This window comes from Pseudomonas sp. LBUM1645 (assembly GCF_059716185.1).
Genome location: NZ_CP166811.1, coordinates 6,032,816 through 6,050,637, shown reverse-complemented (window position 1 = coordinate 6,050,637; position 17,822 = coordinate 6,032,816). Strand labels below are relative to the sequence as shown.

17 protein-coding genes and 1 tRNA gene are annotated in these 17,822 nt (G+C 58.0%); 7 read left to right on the top strand and 11 right to left on the bottom strand.

Annotated elements, in window-relative coordinates:
• Positions 1-113: 113 nt before the first annotated feature.
• On the bottom strand, positions 114-2,783 hold the full coding sequence (aceE, locus tag ACA079_RS27470; protein WP_497701608.1) for a pyruvate dehydrogenase (acetyl-transferring), homodimeric type: 2,670 nt from the start codon (positions 2,781-2,783) through the stop codon (positions 114-116).
• Between the two features lie 173 nt (positions 2,784-2,956).
• Between aceE and ACA079_RS27465 the strand changes: the two genes are divergently transcribed.
• The gene (locus tag ACA079_RS27465) at positions 2,957-3,403 is read left to right on the top strand and encodes a MarR family winged helix-turn-helix transcriptional regulator (RefSeq protein WP_497701607.1); all 447 of its coding nucleotides are present in this window, start codon (positions 2,957-2,959) and stop codon (positions 3,401-3,403) included.
• 11 nt (positions 3,404-3,414) lie between these two features.
• On the opposite strand, the gene ACA079_RS27460 is transcribed toward ACA079_RS27465, so the two are convergent.
• The 9 genes from ACA079_RS27460 to ACA079_RS27420 form a co-directional block, all read right to left on the bottom strand.
• Entirely contained in the window at positions 3,415-4,533 is a 1,119-nt protein-coding gene (locus ACA079_RS27460; protein WP_497701606.1) for a transketolase-like TK C-terminal-containing protein, read from the bottom strand.
• A gap of 251 nt (positions 4,534-4,784) precedes the next feature.
• Complete coding sequence (gene ychF, locus ACA079_RS27455) at positions 4,785-5,885, bottom strand: redox-regulated ATPase YchF (RefSeq protein ID WP_064675906.1); 1,101 nt, start codon at positions 5,883-5,885, stop codon at positions 4,785-4,787.
• 22 nt (positions 5,886-5,907) lie between these two features.
• On the bottom strand, positions 5,908-6,492 hold the full coding sequence (pth, locus tag ACA079_RS27450) for an aminoacyl-tRNA hydrolase (RefSeq protein ID WP_046030136.1): 585 nt from the start codon (positions 6,490-6,492) through the stop codon (positions 5,908-5,910).
• A gap of 169 nt (positions 6,493-6,661) precedes the next feature.
• A complete protein-coding gene (locus ACA079_RS27445) occupies positions 6,662-7,267 on the bottom strand; it encodes a 50S ribosomal protein L25/general stress protein Ctc (protein ID WP_462005853.1) in 606 nt (201 codons plus the stop codon).
• Between the two features lie 141 nt (positions 7,268-7,408).
• Positions 7,409-8,350: a ribose-phosphate pyrophosphokinase gene (locus ACA079_RS27440; protein ID WP_003208392.1), complete on the bottom strand. Its 942-nt coding sequence runs from the start codon at positions 8,348-8,350 to the stop codon at positions 7,409-7,411.
• 45 nt (positions 8,351-8,395) lie between these two features.
• Positions 8,396-8,470 (bottom strand) — tRNA-Gln (locus tag ACA079_RS27435).
• Positions 8,471-8,507: 37 nt separating this feature from the next.
• Positions 8,508-9,359, bottom strand: a complete 852-nt coding sequence (gene ispE / locus ACA079_RS27430) for a 4-(cytidine 5'-diphospho)-2-C-methyl-D-erythritol kinase (RefSeq protein WP_429533550.1) — start codon at positions 9,357-9,359, stop codon at positions 8,508-8,510.
• Between the two features lie 2 nt (positions 9,360-9,361).
• Positions 9,362-9,979, bottom strand: a complete 618-nt coding sequence (gene lolB / locus ACA079_RS27425; RefSeq protein WP_497701605.1) for a lipoprotein insertase outer membrane protein LolB — start codon at positions 9,977-9,979, stop codon at positions 9,362-9,364.
• A gap of 4 nt (positions 9,980-9,983) precedes the next feature.
• Entirely contained in the window at positions 9,984-11,708 is a 1,725-nt protein-coding gene (locus tag ACA079_RS27420; RefSeq protein WP_497701604.1) for a tetratricopeptide repeat protein, read from the bottom strand.
• Positions 11,709-11,990: 282 nt separating this feature from the next.
• Here ACA079_RS27420 and hemA point away from each other — a divergent pair, with 282 nt between their 5' ends.
• The 6 genes from hemA (at position 11,991) to ACA079_RS27390 (ending at position 17,354) form a co-directional block, all read left to right on the top strand.
• Complete coding sequence (gene hemA, locus ACA079_RS27415; RefSeq protein ID WP_134419015.1) at positions 11,991-13,280, top strand: glutamyl-tRNA reductase; 1,290 nt, start codon at positions 11,991-11,993, stop codon at positions 13,278-13,280.
• Complete coding sequence (prfA, locus tag ACA079_RS27410) at positions 13,277-14,359, top strand: peptide chain release factor 1 (RefSeq protein ID WP_282481459.1); 1,083 nt, start codon at positions 13,277-13,279, stop codon at positions 14,357-14,359. Before hemA ends, prfA begins: the two co-directional genes overlap by 4 nt.
• A complete protein-coding gene (gene prmC, locus ACA079_RS27405) occupies positions 14,360-15,190 on the top strand; it encodes a peptide chain release factor N(5)-glutamine methyltransferase (RefSeq protein WP_497701603.1) in 831 nt (276 codons plus the stop codon).
• Complete coding sequence (locus tag ACA079_RS27400) at positions 15,184-15,939, top strand: molybdopterin-synthase adenylyltransferase MoeB (RefSeq protein WP_008153418.1); 756 nt, start codon at positions 15,184-15,186, stop codon at positions 15,937-15,939. Before prmC ends, ACA079_RS27400 begins: the two co-directional genes overlap by 7 nt.
• Positions 15,932-16,723 (top strand): glutamate racemase, encoded by a 792-nt coding sequence (gene murI, locus ACA079_RS27395; RefSeq protein WP_497701602.1) that lies wholly within the window; start codon positions 15,932-15,934, stop codon positions 16,721-16,723. The genes ACA079_RS27400 and murI overlap by 8 nt, the downstream gene beginning before the upstream one ends.
• 112 nt (positions 16,724-16,835) lie before the next feature.
• Positions 16,836-17,354 (top strand): acyloxyacyl hydrolase, encoded by a 519-nt coding sequence (locus tag ACA079_RS27390; RefSeq protein WP_415759157.1) that lies wholly within the window; start codon positions 16,836-16,838, stop codon positions 17,352-17,354.
• Positions 17,355-17,483: 129 nt separating this feature from the next.
• On the opposite strand, the gene ACA079_RS27385 is transcribed toward ACA079_RS27390, so the two are convergent.
• Entirely contained in the window at positions 17,484-17,789 is a 306-nt protein-coding gene (locus tag ACA079_RS27385) for a YkgJ family cysteine cluster protein (protein WP_074880229.1), read from the bottom strand.
• Positions 17,790-17,822: the final 33 nt, after the last annotated feature.

Here is a 17,822-nt window from a genome sequence, read left to right as displayed (position 1 = left end):
AAGGCAAATCGCGTAACGGCCATCGCGAGCAAGCTTTGCTCCTACAGTAACGTGGGGTACAAGAAAGCCGCGTATGAACGCGGCTTTTTCTTGGTCGGGTGTTTGATGCGTTATCAGACTTTGGCGGGGTTCTGTTTCTCCGGATCAATGCCATAAAGAGCAATCGCTTCGGCTACTTTCTCCCGCGGCAAAGTGCCTTCGTCCGCCAGAGCCTTCAATGCGGCGACGGCAATAAAGTGGCGATCGACCTCGAAAAATTTGCGCAACGATTCGCGCGTATCCGATTGACCGAACCCATCTGTGCCCAGTGCGATGAAGCGACGCTTGGGCACGAAGGGGCGGATTTGATCGGCGAATATTTTCATGTAGTCGGTCGCGACCACGATGGGGCCCTGTTTGTCCTGCAAGCTGCTTTCCACATGGCTGACGCGCGGCGTCTCTTGCGGGTGCAGCAAGTTCCAGCGCTCGACGTCCTGACCTTCTCGACGCAGTTCGGTCAGGCTCGTCACGCTCCAGACTTCACTGCTGACGCCGAAGTCCGACTCCAGCAGTTGTGCGGCGGCGATAACTTCCAGCAGGATCGAACCGCAGCCCATCAGTTGCACATGCTTGTCGTCGGTCTGCACGGTAGTGGCCGGAAGCGGGTAAAGGCCTTTGAGAATCCCTTGTTCGGCTCCTTCGGGCATGTCCGGGTGGGCGTAGTTTTCGTTGAGCAGGGTGATGTAGTAGTAGATGTCCTCGTTCTCGACGTACATGCGCCGCATGCCGTCCTGGATGATGACGGCCAACTCGTAGGCGTAGGTCGGGTCGTAGGACACGCAGCAGGGGACCGTTGAAGACAGCACCTGGCTGTGGCCGTCGTCGTGTTGCAAACCTTCACCCATCAAGGTGGTTCGGCCTGAGGTTGCGCCGAGCAGGAACCCCCTGGCGCGCGCATCACCGGCGGCCCAGGCGAGGTCGCCTACGCGCTGGAAGCCAAACATGGAATAGAAGATGTAAAAGGGCACGGTCATCACACCGTGGGTGCTGTAAGAGGTACTGGCCGCGATCCAGGAGGAGATCGCGCCGGATTCGTTCAGCCCCTCCTGCATGATTTGCCCGTCCTTGGCCTCTTTGTAGTAGCTGAGTTGGCCCGCGTCCTGGGGCGTGTAGAGTTGGCCGACATGGGAGTGGATGCCAATTTGGCGAAACAGGCTTTCCATGCCGAAGGTCCGTGATTCGTCCGGGACGATGGGCACGATCACTTTGCCGATATTCGGATCCTTGAGCAGCGTCCCCAGGATGCGCACGAAAGCCATGGTGGTGGAGATTTCGCGTTCGCCCGTACCTTTGAGCTGGGTGTTCAGGGTCGATAGCGGTGGGATCAGCAAGGGCTGCGCAACACTGATTCGCTCTGGAATGTAGCCACCCAACTCGGTGCGCCTGGCTTGCAGGTAGCGCGCTTCGGTACTGTCCACAGCAGGTTTTAGGTAGGGCATATCACCCAGTTGATCGTCCGTGATTTCCAGCGAGAAACGATCGCGGAAGGCCTTGATCGCATCGTCGCCCATCTTCTTGAGCTGGTGATTGATGTTCTGTCCTTCGCCCGCTTCACCCATGCCAAAGCCTTTGACGGTCTTGGCCAGGATGACGGTCGGTCCGCCGGTGTGGCGCATGGCCGCAGCATAGGCGTTGTAGACTTTTTCCGGATCGTGGCCGCCGCGAGAAAGCTTCCAGATCTGTTCATCCGTCATGTCGCTGACCAATTCCAGCAACTCAGGGTATTTGCCGAAGAAGTGCTCGCGTACGTAAGCACCGTTCTGGGATTTGTAATTTTGATATTCGCCGTCGACGCACTCCATCATGCGCTGGCGTAGCAAGCCGCTTTTGTCCTTTTCCAGCAAGGCATCCCAGCCACCGCCCCAAATCACTTTGATCACATTCCAGCCGGCCGCCCGGTAAAGGCTTTCGAATTCCTGGATCACTTTGCTATTGCCGCGCACCGGGCCGTCCAGGCGCTGCAGGTTGCAGTTAACGACGAAGATGATGTTGTCGAGCTTTTCCCGGCCCGCCAGGGAGATGGCTGCCAGGGACTCTGGTTGGTCCATTTCCCCATCGCCCAGGAATGCCCAGACTTTTCGACCCTGGTGTTCCTTCAGGCCGCGATCTTCCAGATACCGCATGAAACGTGCCTGGTAAGCCGCGGTAATCGGCCCAAGCCCCATGGATACGGTGGGGAACTGCCAAAAATCGGGCATCAGCCGGGGGGGTGGATACGAAGACACGCCATCGCGATCGGTCTCGCGACGAAAGTTATCCAATTGCTCTTCGCTCAGTCGACCCTCGAGGTAGGCGCGACCGTAGATGCCTGGTGAGGAATGGCCCTGGATATACACCATGTCGCCCCCGAACTGTTCGGTCCGGCCACGGAAGAAATGATCGAAACCGACGTCGTAGAGGATGGCGGCCGAGGCATAGGAGGCGATATGTCCGCCAACGTTCGAATGCTTTCCGGCGCGCAGCACCATGGCCAGGGCATTCCAGCGGATGTAGGCATTGATCCGTCGCTCCACGCCCAAGTCGCCGGGATAAGCTTGCTGCCGGTCCACGGCAATGGTGTTGACGTAGGGAGTGGTGACACGCCCATAAAAATCACCGTGCTGGCTGACATCGAAATCCAGCAACTGATCGATCAGGTAATGGGCTCGAGGGCGGCCTTCGACGCTCAAAACCGATTCAATGGATTCGAGCCATTCGCGAGTCTCTTGTGGATCCTCGTCGAGAAACACTGATTGTTGTGCCATCGTCGTCTCCTGGATAGTGCAGCGGGAACACCGAGCCGTTCGGTGCCCTGGCGAAGGGGGCGGTATGCGCCGTTTCTTCAGAATTCTTGTAGTTGCAAATGCAACTATGTGCGGAATTTATCGTGCTGCGCGCTACAATTGCAACTAAATCGATTTCATTGGAAGGGTGAAGCATGTCTTCAAGCGAGCCGGATACCTGGTTCAGATTCGTCAGGGCTCATCGGTGCCTGATACGGGAAATCGAGCGTCGCCTGGCCGCGGCCGGGCTACCTGCTTACGCTTGGTACGATGCGTTGTGGGGGCTGGAAAGCGGCCCTAATGGAACCCGACGCATGAATGAATTGGCCGATGTAATGGCTATCGAACGCTACAACCTCACGCGCTTGATCGACCGCCTGGAAGCCGAGGGCCTGGTCGAGCGTAGTCGTGCCAGCGATGACGGCCGTGGATCCTATGCCGCCATCACCGAGAGCGGCAAAGTGTTGCGCAAGAAGATGTGGCAGGTTTACGAGGGCGCGGTTGACGAATTGTTTCTGTCGCAATTCGATGATCAGCAACAACGCTTCTTCAGTGACGCCCTGGAGCGCGCGGCCAGTGCCGCACGAAACAGCGCGCGTTAGCTGCGAATGCATCATTGCAAAAGATAGCGCCGCATCGCCTGCTCGACGTGCTCCTGTGGAATCTTGTTTTCCTGGGCCAGGGCGCGCAGAGCCAGGGTGACAATCCAGCGCTTGTCCACCGTCTTGCCTGAGATTGGATTGGCCGATAGCGATTCGGTTGAGTCAGCGCCAAGGGCCACGAAACGGGAAGTGACGTGTGCACCGATCTGATCGGCTACATGCTGTGCGTAGCCGGTCACGGCAATGACCGGGGAGTCCTCGGCATTCAAGCATTCGCGCAAATGCGAGGAGCGCCGGGGCATGCCGGGATGCACCCTGTTCCAGCGTTGTGCGCTATCGGCATCTCGCGCCAGACGGGTATAGCTGGGACAACTCCAGAGCTCGCTGGCCACGCCCCAATCGTCACGCAACATCCGTGCAGCCGAAATCACTGCGCGCAAGGTCAACCCGGCGCCCAGCAGGCGAACTTTGGGTTGCTCTGTGCCGGTGTCCATCTCGCTGACTTTGTACATTCCCTTGAGGGCCTGGCTCGCACTGAGACCACTTATTGGTCCAATGAAGTCGTTGGGCTCATCGTGAAGTGCCATGTAATAAAACCCGTTGCTGCCGTCGACATACAGATTCTGCAAAGCCGCAATCGCAATGGCGCGCGCCTCTGCGCCGCTGGCTGGATCGTACGGCAGGCATTGCGGATTTGCGGCCAGCCAGAGCGGCACCCAGGGATGAGCCCCCTTGGGCCAGGCGCAGGACACCGTTTCAATGTCATTGCAGAAAATCCCGCGGTGATCGGACTCGCTCGACAGTGCGCAAAGCTCTGCCGAAGTCGCGGAACTGGTTAGATACAGCAGGGGTTTTTCGCTGGCGCAGGCCTGTGGGCTGAACCGCAGTGGCCACGCGCTGATTCGTGTGTGCGCTGCTTCAACGCCCGGTTGCTTGTTGGATCGCACTACCCAAATTTTCTTGGCCGTTCCTGGATCTCTTTCCAGGCGATTGGCGATATCGATCATGGTGCAGAGCGGTGAAGAGGATCCTTCATTGGCCTGATGCGCAAACGTCTGGATTTTTTCGATGCAGGTCTGGGCTGCCAGGCCGGTCTCCGGCGTTGTGCTGAAACTGGAAAAACCGATCATATTTCAAAGCACTCCGTGCGTTCCGTCGTCCTTGCACCATACTGCACGCCTTAATGTGATTGCAAATGCAATGATATTCAGAGCCGCCGAATGGAGTCGACCTATGACCACGGGCGTCATTGGTCGCGTACTCAATCAACATTTCAGATGGAGGAAGATGGCGATCCCAAGGCAAAAAAAATCCCCGTATCATCGAGTGATTACGGGGATTTTTTGAGTCTATCGAGTTCCGTGTAAATCCACGGTCACCGTTACACGTTGAAGCGGAAGTGCATCACGTCGCCGTCTTTAACGATGTAGTCCTTGCCTTCCAGGCGCCATTTACCGGCTTCTTTAGTGCCGGCTTCGCCCTTGTACTGGATGAAGTCGTCATAGGCGATGACTTCGGCGCGGATGAAGCCCTTTTCGAAGTCGGTGTGGATCACACCAGCGGCTTGTGGTGCGGTAGCACCCACGCGGACGGTCCAGGCGCGGACTTCTTCGACACCGGCGGTGAAGTAGGTCTGCAGGTGCAGCATTTCGTAGCCGGCGCGGATCACGCGGTTCAGGCCAGGTTCTTCAAGGCCCAGGGCTTCGAGGAACATGTCTTTCTCTTCGCCGTCATCCAGCTCGGCGATTTCGGCTTCGATCTTGTTGCAGACCGGAACCACCATGGCACCTTCTTCTTCGGCGATGGCTTTGACGATGTCCAGCAGCGGGTTGTTCTCGAAACCGTCTTCAGCGACGTTGGCGATGTACATGACCGGCTTGGTGGTCAGCAGGTGGAAACCACGAATCACCGCTTTGTCGTCGGCGCCCATGGTCTTCATCAACGTGCGGGCAGGCTTGCCGAGGGTGAAGTGAGCGATCAATTGTTCCAGCAGGCCTTTCTGGACTACGGCGTCCTTGTCACCACCCTTGGCGTTACGGGCGACTTTCTGCAGTTGCTTCTCGCAGCTGTCGAGGTCGGCGAAGATCAGTTCCAGGTCGATGATTTCGATGTCGCGTTTCGGGTCGACGCTGTTGGAGACGTGAATCACGTTCTCGTCTTCGAAGCAGCGGACTACGTGCGCGATGGCATCGGTTTCACGGATGTTGGCGAGGAACTTGTTGCCCAGACCTTCACCTTTCGAGGCGCCGGCTACCAAGCCTGCGATGTCGACGAATTCCATGGTGGTCGGCAAGATGCGCTTTGGATTGACGATGGCCGCCAGGGCTTCCAGACGCGGATCCGGCATCGGCACGATACCGGTGTTCGGTTCGATGGTGCAGAAGGGGAAGTTCTCGGCCGCGATCCCGGATTTGGTCAGGGCGTTGAATAGGGTGGACTTGCCGACGTTAGGCAGGCCGACGATGCCGCAATTGAATCCCATGGTGTTTTCCCCGAGGAGTGAGTCAGGCCTTCTGGCTGTGCAGGTTTTTCATCGCGCGGTTCCATTCACCGGCGAGGATATCCGGCAGCACGCCGAGGGCAAAGTCGATGCTGGCATCGAGTTTTTCCTGTTCGGCGCGTGGCGCACGACCCAGGACGAAATTTGAAACCATACTGGCAACGCCCGGGTGGCCAATGCCAAGCCGCAGGCGGTGAAAGGTATTCTGATTGCCCAGTTGCGCGATGATGTCGCGCAACCCGTTGTGACCGCCATGGCCGCCGCCCTGTTTGAGCTTGGCTACACCCGGTGGCAGGTCGAGTTCGTCGTGCGCCACGAGGATTTCTTCAGGCTTGATGCGGAAGAAACCAGCGAGTGCCGCTACGGCCTGGCCGCTGCGGTTCATGTACGTGGTGGGAATCAACAGACGAACATCCTGACCCTGATGCGAATAGCGCCCGGTCAGGCCGAAATATTTGCGATCCGCCACAAGGTTTACGCCTTGTGCGTTCGCGATGCGCTCAACAAAAAGGGCCCCTGCGTTATGCCGAGTCTGTTCGTATTCAGCGCCTGGATTTCCCAGGCCAACGATCAGTTTGATGGCAGTCACGATAGGGGCCCTTCCTTGGAGTGGTGGATAACATCGCCGCGACAGTGGTGTGCGGCGAAAGTGGACGACAAGTGCTCATTTACCATTATGTAAACTCCGCGTTCTCGCCCGCTTTCTCGCTACGCTCTAGTCCGCGATGTTTCCGGTCACTCCGGCGAACAGAGTGAAATTACTCTGCTGCGCCTTCTTCAGTAGTAGCTTCTGGAGCAACACGTGGAGCGTGGACGTTGGCAACAGCCTTGTCATCGCCGTGTGCCAGAGCAACAAACTCAACGCCTTTAGGGGCTTTGAGGTCAGACAGGTGAATGATCGAACCGATTTCGGCGTTAGCCAGGTCGACTTCGATGAATTCAGGCAGGTCTTTTGGCAGGCACGAAACTTCGATTTCAGCAACAACGTGCGAAACTTCGCCGCCTTTCTTGATCGGAGCTTCTTCACCAACAAAGTGTACAGGCACGATAGCGGTCAGTTTCTGGCCAGCTACAACACGTACGAAGTCAGCGTGCATCACGTGGCCTTTGGCCGGGTGACGCTGCAGAGCTTTGATGATTACGTTTTGCTTGGTGCCGCCAACGTTCAGCTCGATGATGTGGCTGTAAGCCGCTTCGTTTTCGAGCAGTTTGGCAACTTCTTTAGCCAGCATGCTGATGGATTCAGGGGCTTTTTCGCCACCGTAAACTACAGCAGGTACCAGGCTTGCGAGACGACGCAGGCGGCGGCTCGCACCTTTCCCCAGGTCGGAACGCACTTCAGCATTCAGAGTAAATTCGTTCATGTTGTATCTCCAAAATAACCACATTCGCCCCAGCGTTTGCGACCAGCGCTAAAGGCGATATGGGCAAAAAAGCCCCGCCCCGACAGGAATGCCGGGGCGGGGCGCTTTTCGTCAACGAGATATTCGAGAAGGGCAGGGCCCTTAACGGAACATCGCGCTGATCGATTCTTCGTTGCTGATGCGGCGAACCGCTTCGGCAACTACCGGCGCGATATCCAGTTGACGGATACGCGAGCAGGCTTGAGCAGCAGCGGACAACGGGATGGTGTTAGTCACCACCAGTTCGTCCAGCATTGAATTTTCGATGTTTTCGATCGCCCGACCGGACAGCACAGGGTGTGTGCAATAGGCGAAAACCTTGGCAGCGCCATGCTCTTTCAGGGCCTTGGCCGCGTGGCACAGAGTGCCGGCGGTATCGACCATGTCATCGACCAGAATACAGGTACGCCCTTCGACATCACCGATGATATGCATCACTTCAGAGTGATTGGCTTTCTCACGGCGTTTGTCGATGATCCCGAGATCCACTCCCAGGGATTTGGCAACAGCACGTGCACGCACGACGCCGCCAATGTCCGGGGACACGATCATCAGGTTTTCGAAGCGCTGATCTTCAATGTCATCCACCAATACTGGGGAGCCGTAGATGTTATCTACCGGAATATCGAAGAAACCCTGGATTTGGTCAGCATGCAGATCAACCGTGAGAACACGGTCGATGCCGACTACGGTAAGCATGTCAGCAACGACTTTCGCGCTGATAGCCACACGTGCGGAACGCGGACGGCGATCCTGACGGGCATAACCAAAGTAAGGAATAACAGCAGTGATACGAGTAGCCGAGGAGCGGCGGAAGGCATCAGCCATCACTACCAGTTCCATCAGGTTATCGTTGGTCGGAGCGCAAGTCGGCTGAATAATGAAGACATCTTTACCGCGGACGTTTTCATTGATCTCGGCAGTAATTTCGCCGTCGGAGAACTTACCGACAGAGATGTCACCGAGAGGGATATGCAGCTGACGTACAACACGCCGAGCCAGATCGGGGTTAGCATTCCCCGTAAAGACCATCATCTTGGACACGCGCAGTACCTAGAGGCTGAGGGTAACCTGGATGAGTATAGAAAATGGCAGGGGCGGCTGGATTCGAACCAACGCATGGCAGGATCAAAACCTGCTGCCTTACCGCTTGGCGACGCCCCTGTATCTGTTGCAACGAGTACCCAGTACTCGGTTCCTTTTAGAGCAGACTTTGCAGCTTGCGATGCAACATCGAAACGTTGCTTCCCTTTGCTACAAACCCTGTAAGGGTCTCTGTAAGAAGGGCCGAGACTTTATCAGCTTCAGCTTTGCTTGGGAAGCCCCCAAACACACAACTTCCAGTTCCGGTGAGTTTTGCTTCGGTAAATTTACCTAACAAATTCAATGCGTTACGTACATCTGGGTAACGCCTTGCTACCACCGGTAAGCAGTCATTTCGACTGTTTCCCTTGGGAACGGGGCGCACTTTAATGGGAGAAGAGTTACGTGTCAACAACGGATCTGAAAAAATTTCTGCTGTACTTACAGAGACTTGCGGCACAAGCACGAGATACCACGGTTCTTCGGGGTCTACAGGGGTCAGTTTCTCCCCCACGCCTTCGGCAAAAGCCGCGTGTCCACGCACGAAAACCGGGACGTCGGCGCCAAGCGTCAGGCCCAGCACGGCCAGTCGATCCTCATCCCAACCCAGTTGCCAGAGATGATTGAGGCCGAGCAAAGTCGTCGCGGCATTTGAACTGCCGCCACCGATTCCACCGCCCATGGGCAGAATTTTTTCGATCCAGATGTCGATACCGAGCGAACAACCGGATTGCTCCTGAAGTTTTTTTGCAGCTCGAACAATCAGATTGCTGTCGTGAGGAACGCCTTCGAATTCGGTGTGCAGTCGAATCACACCGTCGTCACGAACGGCGAACGTGATTTCATCGCCGTAATCGAGAAACTGAAAAATAGTCTGCAACTCGTGATAACCGTCTTCACGGCGACCGAGGATGTGCAGCATCAGATTGAGTTTGGCCGGGGAGGGCAGCGTCAAGCGAGGAGCGGTCATGTTCACTGCCCCAGTTTGCGTGGTTGCCATTCCTTGATCACCAGCGTGATATCAAGGTCGGTGCCGTGCAGTTTGATCCGCTCGGGCAACCAATAGCCGTTTTGCTCGGCGTAACTCAGGTATTCGACCTGCCAGCCATCCTGTTCGAGATTGGCCAGGCGGCTATCGGCATCCAGGGTCAGGCGACTTTTGCTGTTCGGCGCCGGGAGCCCGCGAACCCACCAGGCCAGGTTGGAGACGGGTAACTTCCAGCCGAGCTGTTCTTCGACCAGCGCCTCTGGTGTCGTTGCGTCATAACGGCCCTGATTGGCCACTTCCAGCGAGACTTTGCCAGGGTGACCCGTCAAGCGAGCCGCGCCGCGCCCCAGGGGGCCGGAAAGCCGGATGTCGTAGTAATCCTGTCGCTGCAACCAGAACAGCGTGCCGCTGCCTGAATCTTTTGGCGCGCGGATGCCGATCTTGCCGTTGATCTGCCAGCCGTCGAGGCTGGTCAGTTGCTGTTTGTAGTCCCGCCATTGGGCCGCGTTGCCTTGACCCTGGACCGATTCGCGGGCACCGAAGCCCGCGCAACCGGCGAGCAGGGCGATGAAGCTGAAAACAATGAGGTGGCGCAAAAACATAATGTTAAAGAGTCTCTGATCCGGTCAGGCGCTTGATGGTACCGCGCAGAGTTGGGCTGTCAGGCTGTTCCTTGAGGAACTTGCCCCAGATTTGTTTGGCTTCCCGTTGCTTGCCATTGGCCCACAGGACTTCACCCAGGTGCGCGGCAACTTCCTGATCGGGGAAGCGCTCCAGCGCCTGGCGCAGCAGGCGTTCGGCTTCGTCGAGATTGCCCATGCGGAAGTTCACCCAGCCGAGGCTGTCGAGTACCGCCGGGTCTTCCGGATTGATCTTGTGTGCCTGTTCGATCAAGGCCTTGGCTTCGGCGTAGCGCGTCGTACGGTCGGACAGGGTGTAACCGAGGGCGTTCAGCGCCATCGCGTTGTCCGGGTCGCGCTTGATGATCAGACGCAGGTCTTTCTCCATCTGCGCCAGGTCATTGCGTTTTTCCGCCTGCATGGCGCGGGTGTACAGCAGATTCAGATCGTCCGGGTATTGCTGCAAGGCTTGCTTCAATACATTCCAGGCCTTGTCGGGCTGTTTATTGGCGGACAAGGTTTCGGCTTCGATCAAATACAACTGAATCGCGTAATCGGGCTGCTCATCGCGCTCCGCAGCCAGACGGCTTTGGGCTTCGGCGGTCTTGCCGTTGTTCATCAGGATATCGGCCTGACGCAATTGCGCCGGCAGGTAATCGTTGCCCGGGCCGACCTGGGCGTACTCGATCAGCGCGCCTTGAGGGTCGTTGCGCTCTTCAGCGATACGACCGAGGTTCAAGTGAGCCGAATCGACGTGGCTTTCCCGGGCAATCAGGTCTTCCAGATAGCCCTTGGCCTCATCCCAAGCCTTGGCTTCCAGGCAGACCAACGCCAGGGAATAACGCAGTTCGTCGTCTTCCGGGTATTGCTGAACCAGGCTTGAGAACTCGGCTTTGGCGTCGTCCATGCGGTCCTGTTCAACCAGCATGCGCGCGTAAGTCAGGCGCAGGCGTTTGTCGTCCGGGTATTTCTTGATGCTTTTTTGCAGCAGCGGCAACGCTTCATCGCCACGACTGAGGGTCTGCAGCAGGCGTGCTCGCAGCAGAATCGGTGCTATTTCGCCGTCGTCCGGCGGATTGTCTTCCAGCAGGCCCAGCGCACCCTTGGCGTCACCGTCCTGTTGCAGCAGCAAGGCTTTGCCGAAAATCAGCTGACTGTTGTTCGGATGGCGCTGCAATAAACGGTCAAAACTTTTCATCAAGCCGTTACGCGTGTCCTGGTCGGTATCGGCCGCAGACAGGGCGAGGAAGTCGAAATGCGTGTCGCCCTTGCCTTGCAGGACTTTCTCCATATAGACCATGGAGTCGTCATAACGCCCTGCACGAGCCAGTTGCACGGCAGCGGCCCGTTGCGCCTCGAGGTCGTCCGGGGCGTTTTTCGCCCAGATCAACGCGGTGTCCAGGGCAGCCTGATCGGCGCCCAGGTACTCGGCGATACGGAATGCCCGCTCGGAGATGCCCGGATCCTGAGTATTGATCGCCTGGGTCACGTAGTTGTCCAGGGCAATGTCGAAACGATTGCGCTGGCCAGCCAGTTCGGCGCTCAACAGACTGAAGATGGTTTCTTCACTGAATGAGCTGTAAACCTTGGGCTTTTCAGGGGCCGGAGTGCTGTCTTCGATCGGCGGCACACCGTCCGACGAAACGGGTGCCAAGGCCTGGCAGCCGCTGAGGAAGACAAAAGCGAGGAGCAACGCGGAGGATCTATTCATATAGGAAGAGGACGACTAACCTGCGGTCGGATCATCATGACACAAGCCTTCGGCCAAACATAACCGAGTCTCAATTGGCGCCTTTATAGAGGCAGGTCATTGGGACAATCGTAGGAGCTGCCGCAGGCTGCGATCTTTTGATCTTGCCTGTGCGGCACCTTTGAAACCTGAAAAGATCGCAGCCTTCGGCAGCTCCTACAGGGGCGATAGATATCGAATAGTTGTTCTGGCTCTGTCGAAGTAGGACAATTGCCGGCTTCACGTCACCATCAGCGACCTTGAATGGCCTTCCTTGCACTCGGTATTAACCACAAGACTGCTTCAGTAGACGTCCGCGAGCGCGTGGCCTTTACCCCTGAGCAGCTGGTGGAGGCCTTGCAGCAGCTCTGCCGGCTCACCGACAGCCGCGAAGCTGCGATCCTTTCCACCTGCAATCGCAGTGAACTCTATATAGAACAGGATCACCTTTCGGCTGACATCATATTGCGCTGGCTGGCCGATTATCACCATTTGAGCCTCGAAGAGCTGCGCGCGAGTGCTTATGTGCATGAAGATGATGCGGCAGTTCGTCACATGATGCGGGTGGCCTCCGGGCTCGATTCGCTGGTGTTGGGCGAACCGCAGATTCTCGGTCAGATGAAATCGGCTTACGCCGTGGCCCGCGAGGCCGGCACCATCGGTCCGTTGCTCGGGCGGCTGTTCCAGGCCACGTTCAATGCGGCCAAACAGGTGCGCACCGACACCGCCATCGGCGAGAACCCGGTGTCCGTGGCGTTTGCCGCGGTCAGTCTGGCGAAACAGATTTTCAGTGACCTGCAACGCAGTCAGGCCTTGCTGATCGGCGCCGGTGAGACCATCACCCTGGTCGCCCGCCATCTGCACGAATTGGGTGTAAAGCGCATCGTGGTCGCCAACCGCACCCTGGAGCGCGCGAGCATTCTGGCGGAGCAGTTCGGCGCCCATGCGGTGTTGCTCTCGGAAATCCCGGCTGAACTGGTGCGCAGCGACATCGTCATCAGTTCCACCGCCAGCCAGTTGCCGATCCTGGGCAAGGGCGCGGTGGAAAGCGCCTTGAAACTGCGCAAGCACAAGCCGATCTTCATGGTAGACATCGCCGTTCCCCGGGATATCGAACCGGAAGTCGGCGAACTGGACGACGTTTACCTTTATAGCGTCGACGATCTCCACGAAGTGGTCGCCGAGAACCTCAAGAGTCGCCAGGGTGCAGCCCAGGCGGCGGAAGAGATGGTCTCGATCGGTGCCGAAGATTTCATGGTCCGCCTGCGTGAACTGGCGGCGGTGGATGTGCTCAAGGCCTATCGCCAACAAAGCGAGCGCATGCGCGACGAAGAATTGCAGAAGGCCCAGCGCATGCTGGCCAACGGCAGCAGCGCCGAAGACGTGCTGGTGCAACTGGCGCGGGGCCTGACCAACAAACTCTTGCACGCACCGAGCGTGCAGTTGAAAAAGCTCTCTGCCGAAGGCCGCCTCGATGCGCTGGCCATGGCCCAGGAACTCTTTGCCCTGAATGAGGGCTCATCGGATAGCTTTTCGGATAAAAAACCGCAATGAAAGCGTCACTGCTCAATAAGCTGGACATCCTCCAGGACCGTTTCGAGGAATTGACCGCCTTGCTTGGCGACGGCGAAGTCATTTCCGATCAGAACAAATTCCGCACCTATTCCAAGGAATACGCGGAAGTCGAACCGATTGTCGAAACCTATAAACAGTTGCTCAAGGTACAAAGCGATCTCGAGGGCGCTCAGGCACTGCTCAAGGACAGCGACCCGGACATGCGCGAAATGGCCGTGGAAGAAGTTCGCGAAGCCAAAGAGCAATTGATCGAAATAGAAGCCAGCCTGCAACGCATGCTGCTGCCCAAGGATCCGAACGATGGGCGTAACGTGTTCCTCGAAATCCGCGCCGGTACCGGCGGTGACGAAGCGGCGATTTTCTCTGGCGACCTGTTCCGCATGTATTCGCGCTACGCCGAGCGTCGCGGCTGGCGGGTGGAAATCCTCTCGGAGAACATCGGTGAGCACGGCGGCTTTAAAGAAGTCATCGCCCGCGTCGAAGGCGACAGCGTCTACGGCAAACTGAAATTCGAATCCGGTGCCCACCGCGTACAACGGGTTCCGGCTACTGAATCCCAGGGCCGTATCCACACCTCGGCCTGCACCGTAGCCGTGTTGCCCGAGCCGGACGAGCAGGAAGCGATCGAGATCAACCCCTCGGATTTGCGCATCGATACCTACAAATCCTCCGGTGCCGGTGGTCAGCACGTCAACAAGACGGACTCGGCGATCCGCATCACGCACTTGCCGTCCGGTATCGTCGTTGAGTGCCAGGAAGAACGTTCCCAGCACAAGAACCGCGCCCGGGCGATGTCCTGGCTGTCGGCCAAGCTCAACGATCAGCAGACCAGCGCCGCCGCGAACGCTATCGCCAGCGAGCGTAAATTGCTGGTCGGTTCGGGCGATCGCTCGGAGCGGATCCGCACGTATAACTTTGCCCAAGGGCGGGTCACCGACCATCGGGTCAACCTGACGCTGTATTCCCTCGACGAAATCCTCGCGGGTGGCGTCGATGCGGTGATCGAGCCGTTGCTCGCCGAATACCAGGCCGACCAATTGGCAGCGATAGGTGAGTAAATGACGATCATTGCCAGTTTGTTACGCGCAGCCGACCTGCCGGATTCGCCCTCCGCGCGCCTGGATGCCGAATTGTTGCTGGCCGCCGCGTTGGGCAAGTCCCGCAGTTTTCTGCACACCTGGCCCGAGCGCATCGTTCCGAGCGAAGCGGCGCTTAAATTTGCCGAGTATTTGCAGCGCCGCCGTGGCGGTGAGCCAGTGGCTTACATCCTCGGTCAGCAAGGTTTCTGGAAGCTTGATCTGGAAGTTGCGCCGCATACGCTGATCCCGCGCCCGGACACCGAACTGCTGGTGGAAACTACGCTGGAACTGCTGCCGGCCACACCCGCCTCGGTGCTCGACCTCGGCACCGGCAGCGGCGCCATTGCCCTGGCCCTGGCCAGCGAGCGTCCGGCCTGGAAGGTTACCGCCGTGGATCGCGTGCTCGAAGCCGTGGCCCTGGCCGAGCGCAATCGCCAGCGCTTGCACCTGAATAACGCCACCGTGCTGAGCAGTCATTGGTTCAGTGCGCTGGAAGGTCAGCGTTTTCAGCTGATCATCAGCAACCCGCCTTACATCGCCTCTGCCGACCCGCATCTGGTAGAAGGTGATGTGCGCTTCGAACCGGCCAGTGCCTTGGTGGCTGGCGTCGATGGGCTCGACGATCTGCGTCTGATCGTCGCCCAGGCGCCGGATTATCTGGAGGCGGGCGGTTGGCTGATGCTTGAACACGGTTACGATCAAGCCATTGCGGTACGCGATTTGCTGCTGACCCGCGGCTTTGAAGAAGTCCACAGCCGCACCGATCTGGGCGGTCACGAACGTATCAGCCTGGGGCGCCTGCCGTGCTGAATGATCAGGAATTGTTGCGCTACAGTCGGCAGATTCTGTTGCAACACGTCGACATCGACGGCCAGTTGCGACTGAAAGAAAGCCGCGTGTTGATCGTCGGTCTCGGCGGTCTCGGCTCGCCGGTTGCGTTGTATCTGGCAGCCGCCGGCGTCGGCGAGTTGCATCTGGCGGATTTCGACACGGTCGACCTGACCAACCTGCAACGCCAGATCGTTCACGACACTGACAGCGTCGGCTTGAGCAAAGTCGACTCGGCGATCCGCCGACTCACTGCAATCAATCCCGAGATTCAGTTGATCGCCCATCGCACCGCGCTGGACGAAGATTCCCTGGCCGCCGCCGTGGCTGCGGTGGATCTGGTGCTGGACTGTTCCGACAATTTCTCCACCCGCGAAGCGGTCAACGCGGCGTGCGTTGCCGCCGGCAAACCTTTGGTCAGTGGCGCTGCGATTCGGCTCGAAGGTCAGTTGTCAGTGTTTGACCCGCGCCGTCCGGAAAGCCCGTGCTACCACTGTTTATATGGTCACGGCAGCGAAGCCGAACTGACCTGCAGCGAAGCCGGTGTCGTGGGGCCATTGGTTGGCCTGGTCGGCAGCCTTCAGGCGCTGGAAGCCATGAAGTTGCTGGTGGGTTTCGGCGAGCCGCTGGTGGGGCGTCTGTTGTTGATCGATGCCTTGGGCTCGCGCTTTCGCGAATTGCGGGTCAAGCGTGATCCGGGCTGCAGCGTCTGTGGTTCGAAGCATGCGTGAAGCGCCGATTGGCGTGTTCGACTCCGGTGTCGGTGGGCTTTCGGTGCTGGCCGAGATCCAGCGTTTGCTGCCCAACGAATCACTGTTGTATGTCGCCGATTGCGGGAATATTCCCTACGGCGAGAAAACCCCGGAATTCATCCGTCATCGCTGCAGCGTGATGGCCGGTTTTTTTCAGCAGCAGGGCGCCAAGGCCTTGGTGCTGGCCTGCAACACGGCGACTGTCGCTGGCGTTGCAGACTTGCGGCGCGATTATCCCGAGTGGCCCATCGTTGGCATGGAGCCGGCGGTCAAACCGGCCGCTGCCGCCACCCGCAGCGGTGTGGTCGGCGTGCTCGCCACCACCGGCACCTTGCAGAGTGCCAAGTTCGCCGCGTTGCTCGACCGATTCGCCACCGATGTGCGAGTCATCACCCAGCCGTGCCCCGGCCTGGTAGAGCTGATTGAAAACGGCGATCTGCACAGCGAGGCATTGCGCCAGTTGCTGGCCAGGTATGTCGAACCGCTGCTCGGCGCCGGGTGCGACACGATAATTCTTGGCTGCACGCATTATCCCTTCCTAAAGCCGTTGCTTAAGCAGATGATCCCCGACGACATCAGCTTGATTGATACCGGCGCCGCTGTAGCGCGGCAACTTCAGCGTCTGTTGGCCGAGCGTGAATTGCTCGCCGAAGGGCCTGCTCGTGCCGCACAGTTCTGGACGAGTGCTGATCCGGAACATTTCGGAAATATCTTGCCGATACTGTGGAATACCGCTGGCGTTGTGCGAAGCTTCAAGGAGTAAACAAAATTCGGGGCAAGCGAGTAATTGGGGTGAACTTCTGATTAAACGTCGACTTCTATAGCGTCAAGCAACAAAAAAACCATACGAAATCGTTCGGAAAAGGATGTTTCTAATGAAGCGACTATTCTGCTTGGCCGCGATTGCGGCCGCACTGATGGGGCACAGTTTTACCGCACAGGCGGCAGGCGTGGAGTTCGCGGTCGGTCAGACTAGCGAGTCGACCATGACCTATCGACTGGGCATGCAATTCGATTGGGACAAGAGCTGGTTGCAGAGTGATATCGGTCGTTTGACTGGTTACTGGAGCGGTGCCTACACCTATTGGGAAGGCGACAAGACCTCCAGCAACCACAGCCTGTCGTTCGCACCGGTGCTGGTTTACGAGTTTGCCGGGCAGACCATCAAACCTTATGTTGAGTTGGGAGTTGGCGTAGCAGTGTTCGCCAATACCGAAGTCGAAAACAACAATCTCGGCAATGCCTTTCAGTTTGAAGACCGGTTCGGTTTTGGGCTGCGCTTTACGGGCGGACATGAAGTCGGGATTCGTGCGACGCACTATTCAAATGCCGGGCTGAGCAGCCCGAACGATGGTGTAGAAAGCTACGCACTGCATTACACGATGCCGCTCTAAACACACTGCCAATCAATGTGGGAGCGAGCTTGCTCGCGATAGCGATTTAACATTCAACACTGATGTTGACTGACAGGCCGCCATCGCGAGCAAGCTCGCTCCCACATTAGATCTTCGGTATTTTCTCGATCAGCGATACGCCGTGGTAATCCCTTGGCGTTCCTCGATACATTCCGGTGCGCCCATCTCGAACTCCCGGCAGATCAACGGGCGTTTTTCGTAGATGGTGCACATCATCGTGTTGCGATCCAGCGCGGCGCACCAGCCGTCATCCAGACGCAGCATGACTTCCCCGCCCCAGTCATCGGTATCGATAAAACGTTCGGGCACGCCCGTGTCCGTGATCAGCATGACTTCGAGCTGACAGCAGCAAGCTGCGCAGGTCGAGCAGGTGACCGCAGGCTCGGCGATTTGCGTATGGGGAATGGTTTTCATGGCGCCCAGTGTAAGGCAGTGGGCCGGTGCTGT

Excerpts from the sequence above, each read along its gene's own strand:
- aceE (WP_497701608.1), bottom strand. The coding sequence starts at position 2,783 with ATGGCACAACAATCAGTGTTTCTCGACGAGGATCCACAAGAGACTCGC.
- ACA079_RS27465 (WP_497701607.1), top strand. The coding sequence starts at position 2,957 with ATGTCTTCAAGCGAGCCGGATACCTGGTTCAGATTCGTCAGGGCTCAT.
- ACA079_RS27460 (WP_497701606.1), bottom strand. The coding sequence starts at position 4,533 with ATGATCGGTTTTTCCAGTTTCAGCACAACGCCGGAGACCGGCCTGGCA.
- ychF (WP_064675906.1), bottom strand. The coding sequence starts at position 5,885 with ATGGGATTCAATTGCGGCATCGTCGGCCTGCCTAACGTCGGCAAGTCC.
- ACA079_RS27445 (WP_462005853.1), bottom strand. The coding sequence starts at position 7,267 with ATGAACGAATTTACTCTGAATGCTGAAGTGCGTTCCGACCTGGGGAAA.
- ispE (WP_429533550.1), bottom strand. The coding sequence starts at position 9,359 with ATGACCGCTCCTCGCTTGACGCTGCCCTCCCCGGCCAAACTCAATCTG.
- lolB (WP_497701605.1), bottom strand. The coding sequence starts at position 9,979 with ATGTTTTTGCGCCACCTCATTGTTTTCAGCTTCATCGCCCTGCTCGCC.
- ACA079_RS27420 (WP_497701604.1), bottom strand. The coding sequence starts at position 11,708 with ATGAATAGATCCTCCGCGTTGCTCCTCGCTTTTGTCTTCCTCAGCGGC.
- hemA (WP_134419015.1), top strand. The coding sequence starts at position 11,991 with ATGGCCTTCCTTGCACTCGGTATTAACCACAAGACTGCTTCAGTAGAC.
- prfA (WP_282481459.1), top strand. The coding sequence starts at position 13,277 with ATGAAAGCGTCACTGCTCAATAAGCTGGACATCCTCCAGGACCGTTTC.
- prmC (WP_497701603.1), top strand. The coding sequence starts at position 14,360 with ATGACGATCATTGCCAGTTTGTTACGCGCAGCCGACCTGCCGGATTCG.
- murI (WP_497701602.1), top strand. The coding sequence starts at position 15,932 with ATGCGTGAAGCGCCGATTGGCGTGTTCGACTCCGGTGTCGGTGGGCTT.
- ACA079_RS27390 (WP_415759157.1), top strand. The coding sequence starts at position 16,836 with ATGAAGCGACTATTCTGCTTGGCCGCGATTGCGGCCGCACTGATGGGG.
- ACA079_RS27385 (WP_074880229.1), bottom strand. The coding sequence starts at position 17,789 with ATGAAAACCATTCCCCATACGCAAATCGCCGAGCCTGCGGTCACCTGC.